This window comes from Stenotrophomonas sp. STEN147 (assembly GCF_056757995.1).
Genome location: NZ_JBRRCG010000002.1, coordinates 59,518 through 74,772, shown reverse-complemented (window position 1 = coordinate 74,772; position 15,255 = coordinate 59,518). Strand labels below are relative to the sequence as shown.

At 67.1% G+C, this 15,255-nt stretch carries 14 protein-coding genes; 9 read left to right on the top strand and 5 right to left on the bottom strand.

All coding sequences use genetic code 11. The features are described from left to right. Nucleotides 1–7: 7 nt before the first annotated feature. Nucleotides 8–2,770 carry a bifunctional diguanylate cyclase/phosphodiesterase gene (locus ACVOKU_RS03200; RefSeq protein ID WP_481559046.1) on the bottom strand — a complete coding sequence of 921 codons (2,763 nt, stop codon included), beginning with the start codon at nucleotides 2,768–2,770 and terminating at the stop codon, nucleotides 8–10. A 131-nt stretch (nucleotides 2,771–2,901) separates the two neighbouring features. On the opposite strand from ACVOKU_RS03200, the gene ACVOKU_RS03195 reads away from it, so the two are divergent. Both ACVOKU_RS03195 and ACVOKU_RS03190 read left to right on the top strand, forming a co-directional pair. Continuing rightward, nucleotides 2,902–5,004, top strand: a complete 2,103-nt coding sequence (locus ACVOKU_RS03195) for a sensor histidine kinase (protein ID WP_053517926.1) — start codon at nucleotides 2,902–2,904, stop codon at nucleotides 5,002–5,004. Nucleotides 5,005–5,008: 4 nt separating this feature from the next. Further along, nucleotides 5,009–6,784 carry an EAL domain-containing protein gene (locus tag ACVOKU_RS03190; RefSeq protein WP_481559045.1) on the top strand — a complete coding sequence of 592 codons (1,776 nt, stop codon included), beginning with the start codon at nucleotides 5,009–5,011 and terminating at the stop codon, nucleotides 6,782–6,784. 54 nt (nucleotides 6,785–6,838) lie between these two features. Here ACVOKU_RS03190 and ACVOKU_RS03185 read toward each other — a convergent pair whose 3' ends face one another. The 4 genes from ACVOKU_RS03185 to flgA form a co-directional block, all read right to left on the bottom strand. Next, on the bottom strand, nucleotides 6,839–8,056 hold the full coding sequence (locus tag ACVOKU_RS03185) for an ATP-binding protein (protein WP_279942853.1): 1,218 nt from the start codon (nucleotides 8,054–8,056) through the stop codon (nucleotides 6,839–6,841). 91 nt (nucleotides 8,057–8,147) lie between these two features. Beyond that, nucleotides 8,148–8,486, bottom strand: a complete 339-nt coding sequence (locus ACVOKU_RS03180) for a flagella protein (protein ID WP_053517922.1) — start codon at nucleotides 8,484–8,486, stop codon at nucleotides 8,148–8,150. Beyond that, nucleotides 8,483–8,788 (bottom strand): flagellar biosynthesis anti-sigma factor FlgM, encoded by a 306-nt coding sequence (flgM, locus tag ACVOKU_RS03175; RefSeq protein WP_368866194.1) that lies wholly within the window; start codon nucleotides 8,786–8,788, stop codon nucleotides 8,483–8,485. The genes ACVOKU_RS03180 and flgM overlap by 4 nt, the downstream gene beginning before the upstream one ends. Nucleotides 8,789–8,863: 75 nt before the next feature. After that, entirely contained in the window at nucleotides 8,864–9,520 is a 657-nt protein-coding gene (gene flgA / locus ACVOKU_RS03170; protein ID WP_476341591.1) for a flagellar basal body P-ring formation chaperone FlgA, read from the bottom strand. Nucleotides 9,521–9,650: 130 nt separating this feature from the next. Here flgA and ACVOKU_RS03165 point away from each other — a divergent pair, with 130 nt between their 5' ends. The 7 genes from ACVOKU_RS03165 to flgG all read left to right on the top strand — a co-directional run bounded on the left by ACVOKU_RS03165 (nucleotide 9,651) and on the right by flgG (nucleotide 15,244). Further along, nucleotides 9,651–10,595 (top strand): chemotaxis protein, encoded by a 945-nt coding sequence (locus ACVOKU_RS03165; RefSeq protein WP_053517918.1) that lies wholly within the window; start codon nucleotides 9,651–9,653, stop codon nucleotides 10,593–10,595. A 210-nt stretch (nucleotides 10,596–10,805) separates the two neighbouring features. After that, nucleotides 10,806–11,201, top strand: a complete 396-nt coding sequence (gene flgB, locus ACVOKU_RS03160; protein ID WP_053517917.1) for a flagellar basal body rod protein FlgB — start codon at nucleotides 10,806–10,808, stop codon at nucleotides 11,199–11,201. A 3-nt stretch (nucleotides 11,202–11,204) separates the two neighbouring features. After that, nucleotides 11,205–11,612, top strand: coding sequence for a flagellar basal body rod protein FlgC (flgC, locus tag ACVOKU_RS03155; RefSeq protein ID WP_053517916.1), 408 nt, complete (start codon nucleotides 11,205–11,207; stop codon nucleotides 11,610–11,612). Between the two features lie 23 nt (nucleotides 11,613–11,635). Beyond that, nucleotides 11,636–12,319: a flagellar hook assembly protein FlgD gene (locus tag ACVOKU_RS03150; RefSeq protein ID WP_053517914.1), complete on the top strand. Its 684-nt coding sequence runs from the start codon at nucleotides 11,636–11,638 to the stop codon at nucleotides 12,317–12,319. A gap of 31 nt (nucleotides 12,320–12,350) precedes the next feature. Continuing rightward, the gene (flgE, locus tag ACVOKU_RS03145; RefSeq protein WP_053517912.1) at nucleotides 12,351–13,574 is read left to right on the top strand and encodes a flagellar hook protein FlgE; all 1,224 of its coding nucleotides are present in this window, start codon (nucleotides 12,351–12,353) and stop codon (nucleotides 13,572–13,574) included. Nucleotides 13,575–13,606: 32 nt separating this feature from the next. Continuing rightward, on the top strand, nucleotides 13,607–14,356 hold the full coding sequence (locus ACVOKU_RS03140; RefSeq protein ID WP_053517911.1) for a flagellar basal body rod protein FlgF: 750 nt from the start codon (nucleotides 13,607–13,609) through the stop codon (nucleotides 14,354–14,356). Nucleotides 14,357–14,458: 102 nt separating this feature from the next. Then, entirely contained in the window at nucleotides 14,459–15,244 is a 786-nt protein-coding gene (flgG, locus tag ACVOKU_RS03135; protein ID WP_053517910.1) for a flagellar basal-body rod protein FlgG, read from the top strand. The last annotated feature ends 11 nt before the right edge of the window (nucleotides 15,245–15,255 follow it).

Here is a 15,255-nt window from a genome sequence, read left to right as displayed (position 1 = left end):
CAAATCGTCAACGCACCAGCAGTGCTTCGTTGCCGGCGTCCGTGCGCGACGGTGACTGATGCTGCTGGCGCAGCCACTGCGCCAGGTCGCGCGGGCTCAGCGGCCGCGAGTACAGGTAGCCCTGAATCTCGTCGCAGCCCTGGCGGCGCAGCATGTCTTCTTCCTGGTGCGTTTCCACGCCTTCGGCCACGACCTTCATGCCCAGCGCGTGGCCCAGGTGCACGATGGCCTGGGTCACCTCGGCTGTACCCGAGTCGTGCAGCATGCCCTGCACGAAGCTGCGGTCGATCTTCAGGCGGCCCACCGGGAACCGGTTGAGGTAGTTGAGGTTGGAGAATCCTGTTCCGAAATCGTCCACCGCCAGCGGCACACCATGCCGTTCCAGCACGTCGAAGCAATGACGCAGGATGTCGGTGTCACGGATCAGCGCCGACTCGGTCAGCTCCAGTTCCAGGCGCTGTGGCGGCCAGCCATGGGCATGGCAGATCTCGATCACCCGCTCGGCGAATCCGCGATCACGCAGCTGCACGGCCGAGACGTTCACCGCGATGCGGTCGAAGTGAAGACCGGCTCTGTCCCACGCAGTGGCCTGACGGCAGGCTTCGTTCAGTACCCAGTCGCCGATGCGCACGATTTCACCGCACTTCTCGGCGATGGGAATGAACTCGGCCGGGCTGCAGTAGCCGATGCCGGGTCGATGCCAGCGCAGCAGTGCTTCGATGGCCGGCGGCTCGCCAAGGTGGGCGTGCAGCAGCGGCTGATAGGCCAGGCTGAACTCCTCGCGCTCGATCGCGCCATGGAGTGCATGCTCCAGCTCAAGCCGGCGCTGGATGCGGGCCAGTGCGTCCTGGCTGTAGTACTGGTATGTGTTGCGACCGGCTTCCTTGGCCGCATACATCGCGGCATCGGCGGCGCGCAGCAGTGAATCGAAATCGGTCTGGGTATCGCCCAGCATGGCGATGCCCACGCTGGCCCCCACCTTCAGCGTGGTATCGCCGCGGCGCAGCGGCTCGGCCAGCGAGCCGATCAGCTTGCGCGCCACGTGGCCAGCGTCTTCCGGTTCGGCCAGGTCGCGCAGCACCACGATGAATTCGTCACCGCTGAAGCGGCCGAACAGATCGTTGTTGCGCAGGTTCTGGTGCAGCCGGGTGGCCGCCGCCTTCAGCAGCGCATCACCGGTGGCATGGCCGAAGCTGTCGTTGATGGTCTTGAAGCCATCCAGGTCGATGAACAGCATCGCCAGTGAGGTGCCGCGATCACGCGCTTCCTCGATTGCTTCGGCCGTCTGCTCGCCCAGCAGCACCCGGTTCGGCAGGCCGGTCAGCAGGTCGTAATGGGCCAGCAGCTCGATGCGCTCGTTGGCCTCGCGCTCACGCGTGATGTCACGGAAAAGCACCACGAAGCGTGGCGGCAGGCCATCGCGCCGATCCAGCTCGATCAGCACCTGCACCCATACGCGCAGGCCGGATTGACGATAGAAGCAGAGATCCAGCTGCTCGGGCAGCCCGCCACCGGCAATCCGGCCCAGCGCCGCCTCGAACGCACTGCGCGAGTCCTCGGTGTACAGCGCCAACGCCTGGTCCAGGGTGATCGGCTCCTTGCGCAGTCCGTGGATGCGATAGCACTCTTCGGTCCATTGCATGTGCCGGGTCTGCACCTCGATCTCGCACCCGCCGATGCGGCCCAGCGCCGAAACGCGGTTGAGCAGTTCGGTACGCCAGCGGATCAGCGCATCGGTCTGGTGCTGTTCGGTGATGTTCTGCACCTGGCCCAGCAGCCGCTTGGGCTGGCCCTCGCCGTCCAGCAGCGGCTGCATCCACAGCCGCAGATGCAGCGATGGTTCGCCGCTGCCGCGGGCCAGCTCCAGCTCGAGGCTGGCGGAGCGGCCATCGCGCCACAAGCGGCGCCAGGCTGCCCGCAGCGCTCCGCGTGAACGCGGATGCAGCTGCTTGAGCCAGCGTCGCTGGCCTGGCACGTTGCCGGGCTCAAGTGCGAGCAGCGAACGCAGTTCGGGCGACCACCAGAAGGAGCCCGTGCCTGGATCGAACGACCAGCTGCCCATGCTGGCGATGCGCTGCGCCTCGCTCAGGTGCACCTGCTGTTCGTGCAGCAACGCCTCCAGCTGCTTCTGCTGTTCGATGTCGGTGTGGGTGCCGACCATCCGCAGCGGCTGGCCGTCGGCAGTGCGCGCGACCACGCGGCCACGATCAAGCACCCAGCGCCACTGCCCGTCGGGCTGGCGGAAGCGGAACTGTGCGCTGTACTGGTCGCTGGTTCCACGCAGGTGCTGATCCAGCGCGGCGCGCACGTGGACGATGTCCTCGCCGTGCACGCGCGCCAGCATTCCGCTGGCGGTCTCTTCACCCAGGCCAGGGGTGCGGGTGACGCGATCGCTGGGAATATCCCAGTCCCACAGGCTGTGGCCAGCGCTGTCCAGCGCCAGTTCCCAGCGTCCGCCACCCGCCAGCGGCACCGGTTCCGGCACGCTCAGGGTGAAGGCCAGCAGATTGCCGGCGCCGTCATGCACGGCGCGCAGGTGGCCGTCGTAATGCCCGCGCGGCCCTCCCGGCAGGCTGCACGCAACAATGCCACCGTCGGCCGCCAGCAGACGCAGGTCCTCCAGCATGGGCGCGTAGGCCGCGACCGTCGCCGGCAGGCCATGCTCGCGCGCCGCCGGATTGGCCGCCAGCGGACGGCCAGTGCGGTCGACGATGACCAGCGCCGACGCGAGCGGATGCTGCAGCAGGCTGGCGATGATCCCTTGGTCCACGCGATCTTGCTCCGGATGAAACGCCCGACAGCGGGGCACGCAGTGGTTAACGGCGCCTGCGGCGGATAATTGAGTGGCTACGGGGCACCTGCGCGGTAAGATGGCCGGCGCCCCTACCTGCTGCCCTGTCCATGCCCGCAGAACCGACCGGCACCGCCCCTGTTCCCGACCCGCGGATGGCCCAATCGCTGGGCCGCGATCGTCGGCGGATCGTGCTGAGTTACCTGGCGATGGCCCTGGCCTGGATGATCGCCACCGACAGCGCCGTGCAGCTGCTGGTACCCGATCCGTACCAGGCCTCGCTGTGGCAGAGCCTGAAAGGGTCGTTCTTCGCCCTGGCCAGCGCCGGGCTGCTGTACCTGCTGCTGCGGCCGCTGGCCGAGCACGTGCTGCTCACCCATGCCCGCCTGCAGGCCTCCGAGCTGCGCCTGCGGCAGATGTTCGAGGGCAATCCCGGGCCGATCCTGGTCTACGATCTGGACAGCCTGGCCATTCTCGATGCCAATCCCGCGGCCTGCAGCGCCTTCGGCTGGGAGCGCGAGGAACTGCTTGAGCGCACCATCGACGTCCTCTGGCCGCCCGGCCAGGACCAGGCGCTGCAGACCAAGCTCGAAGCCATCCGGGAGGCGCCCGAGCAGCTGTGCATCCTGCGGGCACAGCTGCAGCTGCGCGATGGCAGCCTGCGGCAGATGGAGCTGCGCTCGAACGCAATCGGTTACGACGGCCACAACGCACGCCTGCTGATTGCCATCGATCGCACCGCCGAGGACCTGGCGCAGCTGCGCCGGGACCAGGCACTGGCACGGGTGGAGGAAGCGCATGAGCTGGCGAAGATCGGCGCCTGGGAACTGGACCCCTCCAGCGGGCTGGGCCGGTACTCCAGCCAGGTCTATCGCCTGCTCGGCCGGCGCCCGCCGGAAGCCCGCCGCTGGCATCGCTTCGACGAACTGCTGGTGGCGGCCGATCCGGCCACGGCCGCGCAGGCCGACCAGCTGCTGGCCGAACTGTGTTCCGGCGAACCGGTGCAGGTGGACGTGCTGCTGCCGCTGCTGTCGATGGATGGCCGCGCATTGATGGTGCACCTGCGCGCGGCCAGCGGCGTTGACGAGGCCGGCCGCGACCGTGTGCTCGGCACGCTGCAGGACGTGACCGAGCGCGAGCAGTCCCGGCGGCTGCTGCGCGAACGCGAGGAACAGTTCCGCGAACTGGTGCGCGTACTGCCGGACGGCGTGGTCATCCTCTTCGAGGAGCACGTGCTGTACGCCAACGCCTGGGCCGCGAGCCTGTTCGGCTATGGCGGCCATGCCCTGCTCGGCGAGCCGCTGGCGGCTCTGGTCGCCGACAGCGATCTGGCGCGGGTACGTGTGCAGCTCCGGGCCGGCCAGCCCCAGCATGGCCCCGGCCACAGCAGCGTGGTGGCGATGCAGCGTGCCGATGGCCGCAGCTTCCACGCCGGCCTGGCCGTGGGCGAGGTGCGCTATGGCGGCCGCGACTGCAAGCTGCTGATCGTGCGTGACCTGAGCGACTCAGAGCGCACCCGCAGTGCGCTGGAGACCAGCAACCGCGAACTGCAGGCCATGGCCGGCCGGTTGTTCTCGCTGCAGGAGGACGAGCGCCGCGCGATCTCGCGCGACCTGCACGATGACATCGGGCAGGCCATCACCGCCATCAAGCTCTCCGCCTATGCCGCGCAGGACGAAGACGATCCGAAGCGCCGCAGCGAGGATCTGGCACAGATCGTCAGCCTGGCCGACACCACGGTGGCCAAGCTGCGTGACATCTCCACCCTGCTGCGGCCACCACAGCTGGATGCGCTGGGCCTGGAGGCAGCATTGAGCTGGCAGGCACGGGTACTGTTCCGCTCCTCACCGGTGGAACTGCTGGCCGAAATCGAGCCCCTGCCGCATCGGCCCGACAACAGCATCGAGCAGGCCTGCTTCCGCATCGCCCAGGAAAGCCTGACCAACGTACTGCGCCACGCCCGCGCCAGCCAGGTACAGCTGCAGCTGCGCGATGTCGGCCGGCGCGGGCTGCACCTGCAGATCCGCGACGACGGCGAGGGTTTCGACCCTGACGGCCCGCGCGGCCTGGGCCTGATCGTCATGCGCGAACGTGCGCAGAGCGTGGGCGGCCACGTGCGGATCGAGTCGGCGCACGGCGCCGGCACCCTGGTCGATGTCCATCTTCCCTACCAGGCAGCCTGCGCGGCTGCCGTCGAAACACCGGATTACTGAGCCTATGTGGAATCCCAATCTGCCACTGGTCAGCATCGACGATGCCCCTGACCGCCTTGGCGCCGGCAATCCCGAGCTGCAGGCGATGGTGGCCGAAGCCGCTTCGGGTGGCACGCCGCTGATGCTGATGCATGTGGACATCGACCACTTCGCGTCGGTCAACGAGAACATGAGCGCGGAAGTAGGTGACCAGGCGCTGGTACTGGTGGCGCAACGCCTGCAGTCCTACCTGCGCGGGCGCGGCAAGCTGTGGCGCCATGGCAGCGACGAGTTCCTGATCGCCGTGCCGCGCGACGCCGACCTGCCGCTGGCGGAGGACTTCGCCGAAGAAATCCGCCAGCAGATGGAACTGCCGCTGTCGGTGCTGCCCTATACCCTGTTCATGACCGGCAAGCTGGGCGTCAGCCTGTGCCCGGAGCATGCCAGCAGCACCTCGCGCCTGCTCGATCATGCTGAAGATGCGCTGTACCAGGCCGCCCGCGAGGGTGGCAACGCGGTGCGCATCCATGCCGTGGACACACCACCCAGCGCGCACAGCGAGAGCATCATCGCGCGCCAGATCGTCGATGCCATCCCCAATGCCGAGCTGAAGCTGCGCTACCAGCCCCTGGTCAGCGCACGCGATGGCCATGTGGTGGGCATGGAAGCCCTGCTGCGCTGGCAGTCGCCGACGCTGGGGATGCTGGTACCGGAGCGCTTCATGCGAACGGCCGAGCGCCTCGGCATCATCGTGCAGATCGGCACCTGGGTGCTGGAGGGTGCGCTCAAGCAGGCCCGGCTGTGGCGCGACCAGGGTTTCGACGACTTCACCATTGCGGTCAATGTCTCCACCCTGCAGCTGCTGCGACCGAACTTCTTCGCCGAAGTGATGTCGCTGCTGCAGGCAGCGGGCGTGCCGGCGCAGATGCTGACGCTGGAGATCAATGAAAGCGCACTGACCAACAACGTCAATTTCGTGCACGAGACCCTGGCCAACCTGCGCAACGAAGGCATCAGCCTGAGCCTGGACAACTTCGGCACCGGCGACTCCAGCCTGAGCGCGCTGGTGCGCTATCCGGTGGACAAGCTGAAGATCGACCGCAGCTTCATCAAAAGCGCACCCGCCGGCAACCGCGAGGCCGCCATCGCCCGTGCGATCATCGCCATGGGCCACCAGCTGGGCATGACGGTGATCGCCAACGGTGTGGAATCGCAGGCACAGCTGGGCTTCCTGCGCCGCAACGACTGCGATGTGTTCCAGGGCTATCTGTTCGGCGAACCGATGTCGGCCGATGCCGCGGGCATGACCCTGCGCCGGCGCTACCTGCGCCCGGAAGCATTCGCCGAGACCCGCCCGGACCGCACCCTGCTGCTGCTGGACGATGAAGAGAACGTGCTGCGCTCGCTGGTGCGGCTGTTCCGTCGCGACGGCTACCGCATCCTCGCCGCCGGCAACGTGCGCGACGCCTTCGATCTGCTGGCGATCAACGATGTGCAGGTGATCCTGTCCGACCAGCGCATGAGCGACATGAGCGGCACCGAGTTCCTGGGTCGGGTGAAAATGCTGTACCCGGACACCATCCGCCTCGTGCTGTCCGGCTACACCGATCTGAACACGGTGACCGACGCGATCAACCGCGGCGCGATCTATCGCTTCCTGACCAAGCCATGGAACGACGACGAGCTGCGCAAACACATCCACCAGGCCTTCCGCACCTACGAGGAACAGCGCCGCAGCAACGCCGGCCCGGTGGCCATGGACGCAGGTGACGGTGGCGAGGATCGCCCGCCGTTGCGATGATGGCGGCCGCCGGGCATGGCCCGGCGCTACCGTGCATCTGTGCCGCCCGGCGGCTCAGCGCGGCTGCTTCACCGGCAGCACCACGCGGAAGCGCGAGCCGACGCCGGGGGTGCTGTCCAGATCGATGCGACCGTGGTGCTTGTTGATGATGCTGTAGGAGATCGACAGGCCCAGGCCGGTCCCGCTGCCCACCGGCTTGGTGGTGAAGAACGGGTCGAAGATGCGCTGGCGCAGTTCGGGCGAGATGCCGCCACCGGTGTCCTCGAACTCGACCCAGACATGGTCGCCCTCCACGCCGGTACGCACGGTGATGGTGCCGCGCTCGGCGATGGCATGGCCGGCGTTGAGCAGCAGGTTCATGTAGACCTGGTTGAGTTCGGACGGCAGGCACTCGACCAGCGGCAGCTGGCCGAACTCACGCACCAGGGTGACCTTGTACTTGAGCTCGTTCCAGATGATGTTGATGGTGGACTCGAGGCCGGCGTGCAGGTCGACCAGCTTCCACGACTCATCGCGGCCGGAGTACGAGAAGTCCTTGAGGTCGCGCACGATGCGTGTCACCCGCTCGATGCCTTCGCGTGATTCGGCCATCAGCTGTGGCAGATCGCGGCTGATGAAGTCGATGTCCAGCCGGTCACGGATGTCGTCGATCTCCGGGATGAGCGCCTTCGGGTCGGGCGCACGCAGGGCGCGCTCGTAGGCCTCGATCACGGTGAACAGGCTGCGCAGGTACTCCTGCAGGCTGCCGAGATTGGAGTGCACGTAGCCGATCGGGTTGTTGATCTCGTGCGCGACGCCGGCGGCAAGCTGGCCGATGGACGCCATCTTCTCCGACTGCAGCAGCTTTTCCTGCGTGCCGTTCAATCGAAGGTAGGCCTGGCGCAGTTCGGCATGGCGCTGCTGCAGCTCGCGCTCGTAGTCTTCCTGGCCCTCGATGTGGCGGAACAGCGCCAGGTAGTGGCCCTGCCCGGGCGGACCGTGATGGTACAGATGCGCGATCACCACGCCCTCGCCCAGCGGCAGGCTGCCGTTCCAGTGACCGTTCTGGCGGGCGTGCTCCAGCGCGTCCGGCGGCAGCAGCTGACGCAGGCGCTGTGGCGCCGGCAGCAGGGCTTCGTCGCTGGCCAGCAGGTTCTGCGCGGCCGGATTGGCCAAGGCGACCTGACCGTCTTCGGTGAACAGCAGCAGGCCCTCGCGCAGGCGTTCAAGCAACGCCTGCAGCACCGGCTGTGGTGGAAGGGGGGCGGTAACCAGGACGTTGGCAGCGGACACGGCGGCTCAGGGGCATTCGAACAGGCGCCCAATATACGCGGTCGTGCCGCAGGCGACAGCCTGCGTGCCGGGAGGTCCGCGCGAAGTTGCGTCAGGCCACCGCCAGAGGACGGCCAGCGGTGACTGCGTGGGCCTGCCCCTTGGCATCGTAGGCCGAGGCCTCTTCGCTGCGGCCCAGCTGGCGCAGCGCCCAGTTCACTTCGCGGCGCCTGCGCGACAGCAGCACGCCGTTGGCACGATTGCGCTCGGCCAGCTCCTGCAGCTGTTCGCCCTCGCCCACCGGCGGTGCGCCTTCCAGCGCACGCAGCGCCTCCAGCTTGGCGCCGGTGGCGCGGATCAATGCGTGCACGTCATGCTCGACCAGGGCCTGGCGTTCGACGTCCAGGGCCAGCGCCAGGCGCTGCAACGGCTCGCTCATCGCCGCGGTCATCCGTGCAGCTGCTGGTCCAGCTCAAGCATGCGCGAAGCGATCGCGTCCGGATTGATCGTATAGGTGCCGTTCTGCAGCGATTCGCGCACGGCGGCCACACGCTGGGCGTCGATCGCCGGCGCCGTGGTCAGTTCGCGTTCGATGGCCTGCAGATTGGTGGCCTCGCCGGTCAGGCGCAGGCTGTCGGCCGCGTCCACCGGGCGTGCCGGCGAGTCGCTGCTGACGCCGGGCTTGCTGGCCGGGTTCGTCACGCTGCGCAGTGCCTGGGGGACCTGCAGGTTGCCGTCGATTTTCTGGCTCATGGGGTGTCCTGGAGTTGCCGTTCACAAGGGATAACGGCCGCAGGGCCGTGATCTTTAGGGAAATCTTGCGGGAATTCAACGCGCCACGATTACGTCACCACGGGCATCCACCGTGCCCTGCACGATGCGCCGCGAGGACAGGTTCTCCACCGAGATGCGTTCGTTCTCGCCGGCATCGCCCATCGCCCGGCCCGCGATGCGCACCTCGACCGAGCCGCGCCGCGACACCAGCGCCACATTGTCTCCGCGCTTGATGAGACGCTGGGTGACCAGATCGTTGCTCGACAGCAGCGTTCCAGCCTGCAGCGGGCGCCGGGCGATGCGGCCGATCGCTGCATTGGGATCGGCCAGCACGGCCCCGGCAATCCGTGCGGCATCGCGTTGGGCGGTACTGATATCGGCAGCCGTCAGCGTTTCTCCAGCAGCGATGCCGCGTGCAAGCACCAGCACCGTCTGGTTGCGCCGCACCTTCACCGGTACGAACAGGCGCCAGCCGCCCGCATCGGGGCAGCTGACCTCGACCGTGGTGTTCGCTGTCGGCTGCACCTGCAGCGCTCCCCCGCACCGGGGAAGACGCAGCGCGTCAGCCACCTGGGCCTCGCCTTCGCTGCCGGCGGGCAGGCTCGACAACGCCGCCGCACGGATGCTGGCCACCGGCTGCCAGTCGGCGGCCAGTGCCCAGGGCGAGGCAATGGCCAGTGCGACTGCCAGGATGGAGGAGATCGGGCGCATGGCGCCTCCTGTCGATGGGACCTGGCCCGGACGCGTGCAAGCGGCGTGCCAGTGCGATGCGCGGCACGTCGCTGCGGCGCCGCTGGATCGGACCCTCAAGTTCCCGCCGCTGCACGCCGATACAGCAGCCATGTCCCATGACCTGCTCAACCGGATCGACCAGCGGACCCGCCTGGCCGGCCACAACCGACTGGCGCTGCTGCTGTTCCGCCTCGGCGGACGTCAGCTTTTTGGCGTCAATGTATTCAAGGTGCAGGAAGTGCTGCGGCGCCCGGAGCTGTTCCAGGTGCCCGGCCTGCCCGGGCAGTTCGCCGGCGTGGCCGATGTACGCGGACGCTCGGTGCCGGTCCTGGACCTGGGCCTGGCGATCGGCCATCCCGAGCGCGAGCCGGATGCCGATACCTCGCCCGGCTACCTGGTCGTCACTGAATTCAACCGCTCGATCCAGGGCTTCCTGGTCAGCGGCGTGGAGCGCATCGTCAACATCGCAGTGGAGGACATCCATCCGCCACCGGAACTGGGCGCTGAATCGAGCTATCTGACGGCGGTTACCCGCTTCCAGGGTGAGCTGATCCAGGTGATCGACGTGGAAAGCGTGCTGGCCGACATCGCGCAGATCCGGGGCGAGGCCGTGCTCGATCCGCAGATGGCCATGCCCGCCGATGGCCCGCAGCTGCAGGTGCTGGTGGTGGACGACTCGCGGGTGGCACGCCAGCAGATCCGCAGCGTGCTGGACCAGCTGGGGGTCGGCGCCACCCTGCTGTCCGATGGCCGGCAGGCGCTGGACCACCTGCTGCAGATCCACGCCTCGGGCGAGAATCCCGCCGACCGCTACGCCATGGTCATCTCCGATATCGAGATGCCGGCGATGGACGGCTACACGCTGACGACGGAAATCCGGCGCCATCCGGGGCTGGCGGGGCTGTACGTGTTGCTGCATACCTCGCTGTCGGGCGTATTCAACAACGCGATGGTCGAGCGCGTGGGCGCCAATGCCTTCGTCGCCAAGTACTCCCCGCACGAGCTGGCCGATTTCGTGCTGGACCGCCTGCGCAAGGTGGCGATGGCGGCCTGAGGCCGCCTGGGTTTTCCGCCGGGCATGGCCCGGCGCTACCGGATGTTGGCCGCCCCCTGGCTTCTCCGCCGGGCATGGCCCGGCGCTACCGGATGTTGGCCGCCCCTTGGGTAGCGCCGGGCCGTGCCCGGCGAGCGTAGCGGCGCCCCGCCCTTTCCTTTTGGCACACCGCTTGCAGCTTCCCGGGCAACGTTCCCGTGGGAGTGCTTTGTGCGCAACCTGATTACCGACTACCTGGGCGTACATGCCCAGGCCATGCCGTTGCGCGAACAGCGGATGAAGCTGATCGCCAGCAATCTCGGCAATGCCGATACCCCCGGCTACAAGGCCCAGGACCTGGACTTCGACGCCGCCCTGCGCAGCGCACAGGGACAGGATGGCAACGGCCTGATGGCCACCACCCACGAGCAGCACTATGCGATCAACAACGGCCTGAATCCGTTCCAGATCGCGCGCGAGGGTGTCCAGCCCAGCCTTGACGGCAATACCGTCGATCCGGATGCAGAGCGCGCCGCCTACGGTCGCGCCGCGCTGGAGTACCGCGCATCGCTCAGCTTCGTCGAGAGCAAGGTCCGTTCCATGCTGACCGCGATCACGGGGCAATAAGCCATGAGCAACCTGCCGATCTTCGACATCGCCGGCTCCGCGCTGCAGGCGCAGTCGGTGCGCATGAGCACCATCGCCTCCAACCTGTCCAACGCCGACACCGTTGCCGGCTCGGCCGAGGCCGTCTACAAGCCGCTGGAGCCGATCTTCCAGGCGGTCACGAGCAAGGATGACCCGAACATCACCTCGGTGCAGGTGAAGGAAATCACCCGCAGCGAGGCGGCGCCGATCAAGCGCTACGAGCCCGGCCACCCGCTCGCCGATGCCGACGGCTACATCTACCAGCCCGACGTCGATCCTGTCGCGCAGATGGTCAATCTGATCTCGACCTCGCGCAACTACCAGGCCGGCGTGGAGATGTTGACCACCGCCAAGGAACTGGCCCTGGCCACCCTGACCATGGGCCGCTGAGGCCCGCAGTACCGGATACCGCCATGACCACTGCCGTCAACAACCAGACCAGCCAGGACGTCTACTCCGCCCTGGGCCTGAATGCTCCCAACAGCAACGCCACCAAGAAGAAGAACACCCTGGACCAGGCCGACTTCCTGCGCCTGATGACCGAGCAGCTGCAGCACCAGGACCCGCTCAAGCCCATGGACAACACGCAGATGGTCGCGCAGATGGCGCAGATGTCGACCGTGCAGGGCATCACCGATCTGAACACCACGGTGCAGGGCTTCCAGCAGTCGATGGCCAGCGACCAGGTGCTGCGTGGCGCCGCGCTGGTGGGACACCAGGTACTGGTGCCGTCCGAGAAGCTGGTGCTGGAGAACGAAGGCAGCGTCGAAGGCACGGTGGCCGCGCCCGGCGCCGGCATCATCACCGTGGACATCACCGATGCCAACGGTGCCAAGGTCACCTCGATCAGCGTCGAAGCCAAGGCCGCAGGCGAAACCGCATTCCAGTGGGATGGCAAGGATGCCGCCGGCAACCGCATGGAGCCGGGCAAGTACAGCGTGGTCGCCAACCATGTCGATACCGCTGGCAAGAGCACCAAGCTGTCCACCTATGTGCAGGCACCGGTGGAAAGCGTGACCGTCGGTTCCGATGGCCTGTACCTGAACCTCAAGGGCCTGGGCACGGCCCCGATCGACTACGTGCTCCGCGTCAGCTGAGCCGCCTACCCGCATCTACCAGGAGCATCCCATGGGCTTCAATGTCTCGCTGTCCGGCATCAATGCCGCCAACTCCGACCTGAGCGTCACCGCCAACAACGTCGCCAACGTCAACACCACCGGCTTCAAGCAGTCGCGCGCCGAGTTCGCCGACCTGTTCGCCGCCACCAGCTACGGCCTGTCGAAGAACGCGGTCGGCTCGGGCGTGCGCGTCTCCAACGTGGCCCAGCAGTTCATCCAGGGCAACAACGAGCAGACCGGCCGCAGCCTGGACATGGCGATTTCCGGTGAGGGCTTCTTCACCATGAACATGAACGGCCAGCGGGTGTACTCGCGTGCCGGCAACTTCCAGACCGATGCCGCAGGCTACGTGACCAACCCGCAGGGCGCGCGCCTGCAGGTGTTCGCGCCCAATGCCGACGGCACCAACTTCGATGCCGGTCGCATGATCGACCTGCAGCTGCTGACCACCGACAGCCCGCCCCGGCAGACCAGCGATGTAAAGGTTGGTTTCACCCTGCCGGCCAACGCCAAGGAACCGACGGTGCAGCCGTTCGATGCCACCAATTCCAACAGCTACAACCACTCCAGCGGCGGCATTACCGTGTATGACTCGCTGGGCGTGAGCCACATCCAGGTGTCGTACTTCGTCAAGGAAGCCGGCGTCAACCAGTGGACCGTGCACAACTTCGTCGACGGCGAACCCGCAGGTACCCCGACCCCGGTCACCTTCGACAACAGCGGCAAGCTGACCGCACCGGCCAACGGCAGGATCAGCCTCGGCACGTTCACCCCGACCACCGGCGCGGGCGAGTTGAACATGACCCTGGACGTGAGCGGCTCGACCCAGTACGGCGAGAAGTTCGCCCTGCGCAACACCCAGCAGGACGGTTACGCCGCGGGCAAGCTCAACGAAATCACGGTGTCGGACACCGGCGTGGTCTACGCACGCTACTCCAATGGCGACGACAAGCCGCTCGGCCAGGTTGCGCTGACCACCTTCAACAACCCGCAGGGCCTGGAGCAGAAGGGCAACAACGTGTGGGCGGAGACGTTCGACTCGGGTACGGCCCGTACCGGCATGCCCGATACCTCCAACCTCGGCAAGATCCAGGCCGGCTCGCTGGAGGCGTCCACCGTCGACCTGACCGAGCAGCTGGTCAACATGATCACCGCGCAGCGCAACTTCCAGGCCAACGCACAGATGATCACCACCCAGGACCAGATCACCCAGACCGTCATCAACATCCGTTGATGAGCTGCTGACCCTGTCACGGAACTCCCCGCATGGATAAAGCCCTCTACGTGGCGATGACCGGTGCCCGCGCCTCCCTGCAGGCGCAGGGAACGCTCAGCCACAACCTCGCCAACTCCGATACCCCCGGCTTCAAGGAAGCGCTGGCCAACACCGAAGCCTTCCCGATCCAGGGCAAGGGCTTTGCCTCGCGGGTCGATGCGCTGCACGTCGACGCCGGCTTCAACCGCCGGCCCGGTGCGCAGCACATCACCGGCAAGCCGCTGGACCTGGCGCTGCAGACCGGCACCTGGCTGGCCGTGCAGTCCACCGACGGCAGCGAAGCGTATACGCGCGGCGCGGCACTGTCGGTGACACCGAACGGTCAGCTGGTGACTTCCGGTGGGCGCCCGGTACTGGATGACAACAACAACCCGATCGCCATTCCGCCATACCAGGCGATGGAGATCGGCAACGACGGCACGATCTCCATCATTCCGCAGGGTGAAGGCCCGCAGACCATGGCCATGATCGGCCGGATCAAGGTGGTGCAGGCACCGGACGAACGGCTCGAGCGCGGTCTTGATGGCCTGTTCCGCAACACCGATCCGCTGCAGCCGTTCGCCCAGGCCCTCGGGCCCACCGTACACAGCGGCCAGCTGGAGGGCAGCAACGTCGATGCCGCCGGTGCACTGGTGCAGATGATCCAGCTGCAGCGCCAATACGAAATGCAGGTGCAGGTGATCAAGCACGGTGATGACAACGCACGCAGCGCCAACAGCCTGCTGCGACTGGGCAGCTGACGGAATTCCGCCGGCGCCGCGTAACGGCACTGGCACACCGCTTGCACGCCGTACCCCATGGGCCGCAGCACGCGGCCGGTTTCAGCAGACAGGACTCCGAAGATGAACCAGGCATTGTGGATCGCGAAAACCGGACTGGATGCGCAGCAGATGCGCATGTCGGTGGTTTCCAACAACCTCGCCAACACCAACACCACCGGCTTCAAGCAGGACCGCGCCAGCTTCGAGGATCTGTTGTACCAGCAGGTCCGCCAGCCGGGCGGCGCATCGTCGGCGCAGACCCAGCTGCCGACCGGCCTGCAGCTGGGCACAGGCGTGCGCGTGGTGGCCACCGCCAAGAACTTCGAGCAGGGCAGCCAGCAGCAGACCGGCCGCGCGCTGGACGTGATGGTCAATGGCCGGGGCTTCTTCGAGGTGCAGCTGCCCGATGGCAGCTCCGCCTACACCCGCGACGGCTCGTTCAAGATCAACCAGGACAGCGAACTGGTCACCAACAGCGGTTACCCGGTGCAGCCCGGCATCCAGATTCCCGAAGGCGCGCAGTCGGTAACCATCGGCAGCGACGGCACCATCAGCGTGAAGATGGCCGACGACGCCGCATCGGTGGAAATCGGTGCGCTGACCCTGACCGACTTCGTCAATCCCGCAGGCCTGCAGGCGCGCGGCGAGAACCTGTTCCTGGAAACCACCGCCTCGGGGCCGGCGCAGAACGGCAACCCGGGCCTGAACGGGCTCGGCAACGTGGTCCAGGGTGCGCTTGAAGGCAGCAACGTGAACGTGGTGGAGGAGCTGGTGTCGATGATCGAAACCCAGCGCGCCTACGAGATGAACGCCAAGGCGATCTCGACCACCGACTCCATGCTGGCCTACCTCAACAACAAGATCTGACCGGCCCAACC

Excerpts from the sequence above, each read along its gene's own strand:
- flgE (WP_053517912.1), top strand. The coding sequence starts at position 12,351 with ATGGGCTTCAATGTCTCGCTGTCCGGCATCAATGCCGCCAACTCCGAC.
- flgM (WP_368866194.1), bottom strand. The coding sequence starts at position 8,788 with ATGAGCCAGAAAATCGACGGCAACCTGCAGGTCCCCCAGGCACTGCGC.
- ACVOKU_RS03140 (WP_053517911.1), top strand. The coding sequence starts at position 13,607 with ATGGATAAAGCCCTCTACGTGGCGATGACCGGTGCCCGCGCCTCCCTG.
- flgG (WP_053517910.1), top strand. The coding sequence starts at position 14,459 with ATGAACCAGGCATTGTGGATCGCGAAAACCGGACTGGATGCGCAGCAG.
- ACVOKU_RS03180 (WP_053517922.1), bottom strand. The coding sequence starts at position 8,486 with ATGACCGCGGCGATGAGCGAGCCGTTGCAGCGCCTGGCGCTGGCCCTG.
- flgC (WP_053517916.1), top strand. The coding sequence starts at position 11,205 with ATGAGCAACCTGCCGATCTTCGACATCGCCGGCTCCGCGCTGCAGGCG.
- flgA (WP_476341591.1), bottom strand. The coding sequence starts at position 9,520 with ATGCGCCCGATCTCCTCCATCCTGGCAGTCGCACTGGCCATTGCCTCG.
- ACVOKU_RS03165 (WP_053517918.1), top strand. The coding sequence starts at position 9,651 with ATGTCCCATGACCTGCTCAACCGGATCGACCAGCGGACCCGCCTGGCC.
- ACVOKU_RS03195 (WP_053517926.1), top strand. The coding sequence starts at position 2,902 with ATGCCCGCAGAACCGACCGGCACCGCCCCTGTTCCCGACCCGCGGATG.
- ACVOKU_RS03150 (WP_053517914.1), top strand. The coding sequence starts at position 11,636 with ATGACCACTGCCGTCAACAACCAGACCAGCCAGGACGTCTACTCCGCC.
- ACVOKU_RS03190 (WP_481559045.1), top strand. The coding sequence starts at position 5,009 with ATGTGGAATCCCAATCTGCCACTGGTCAGCATCGACGATGCCCCTGAC.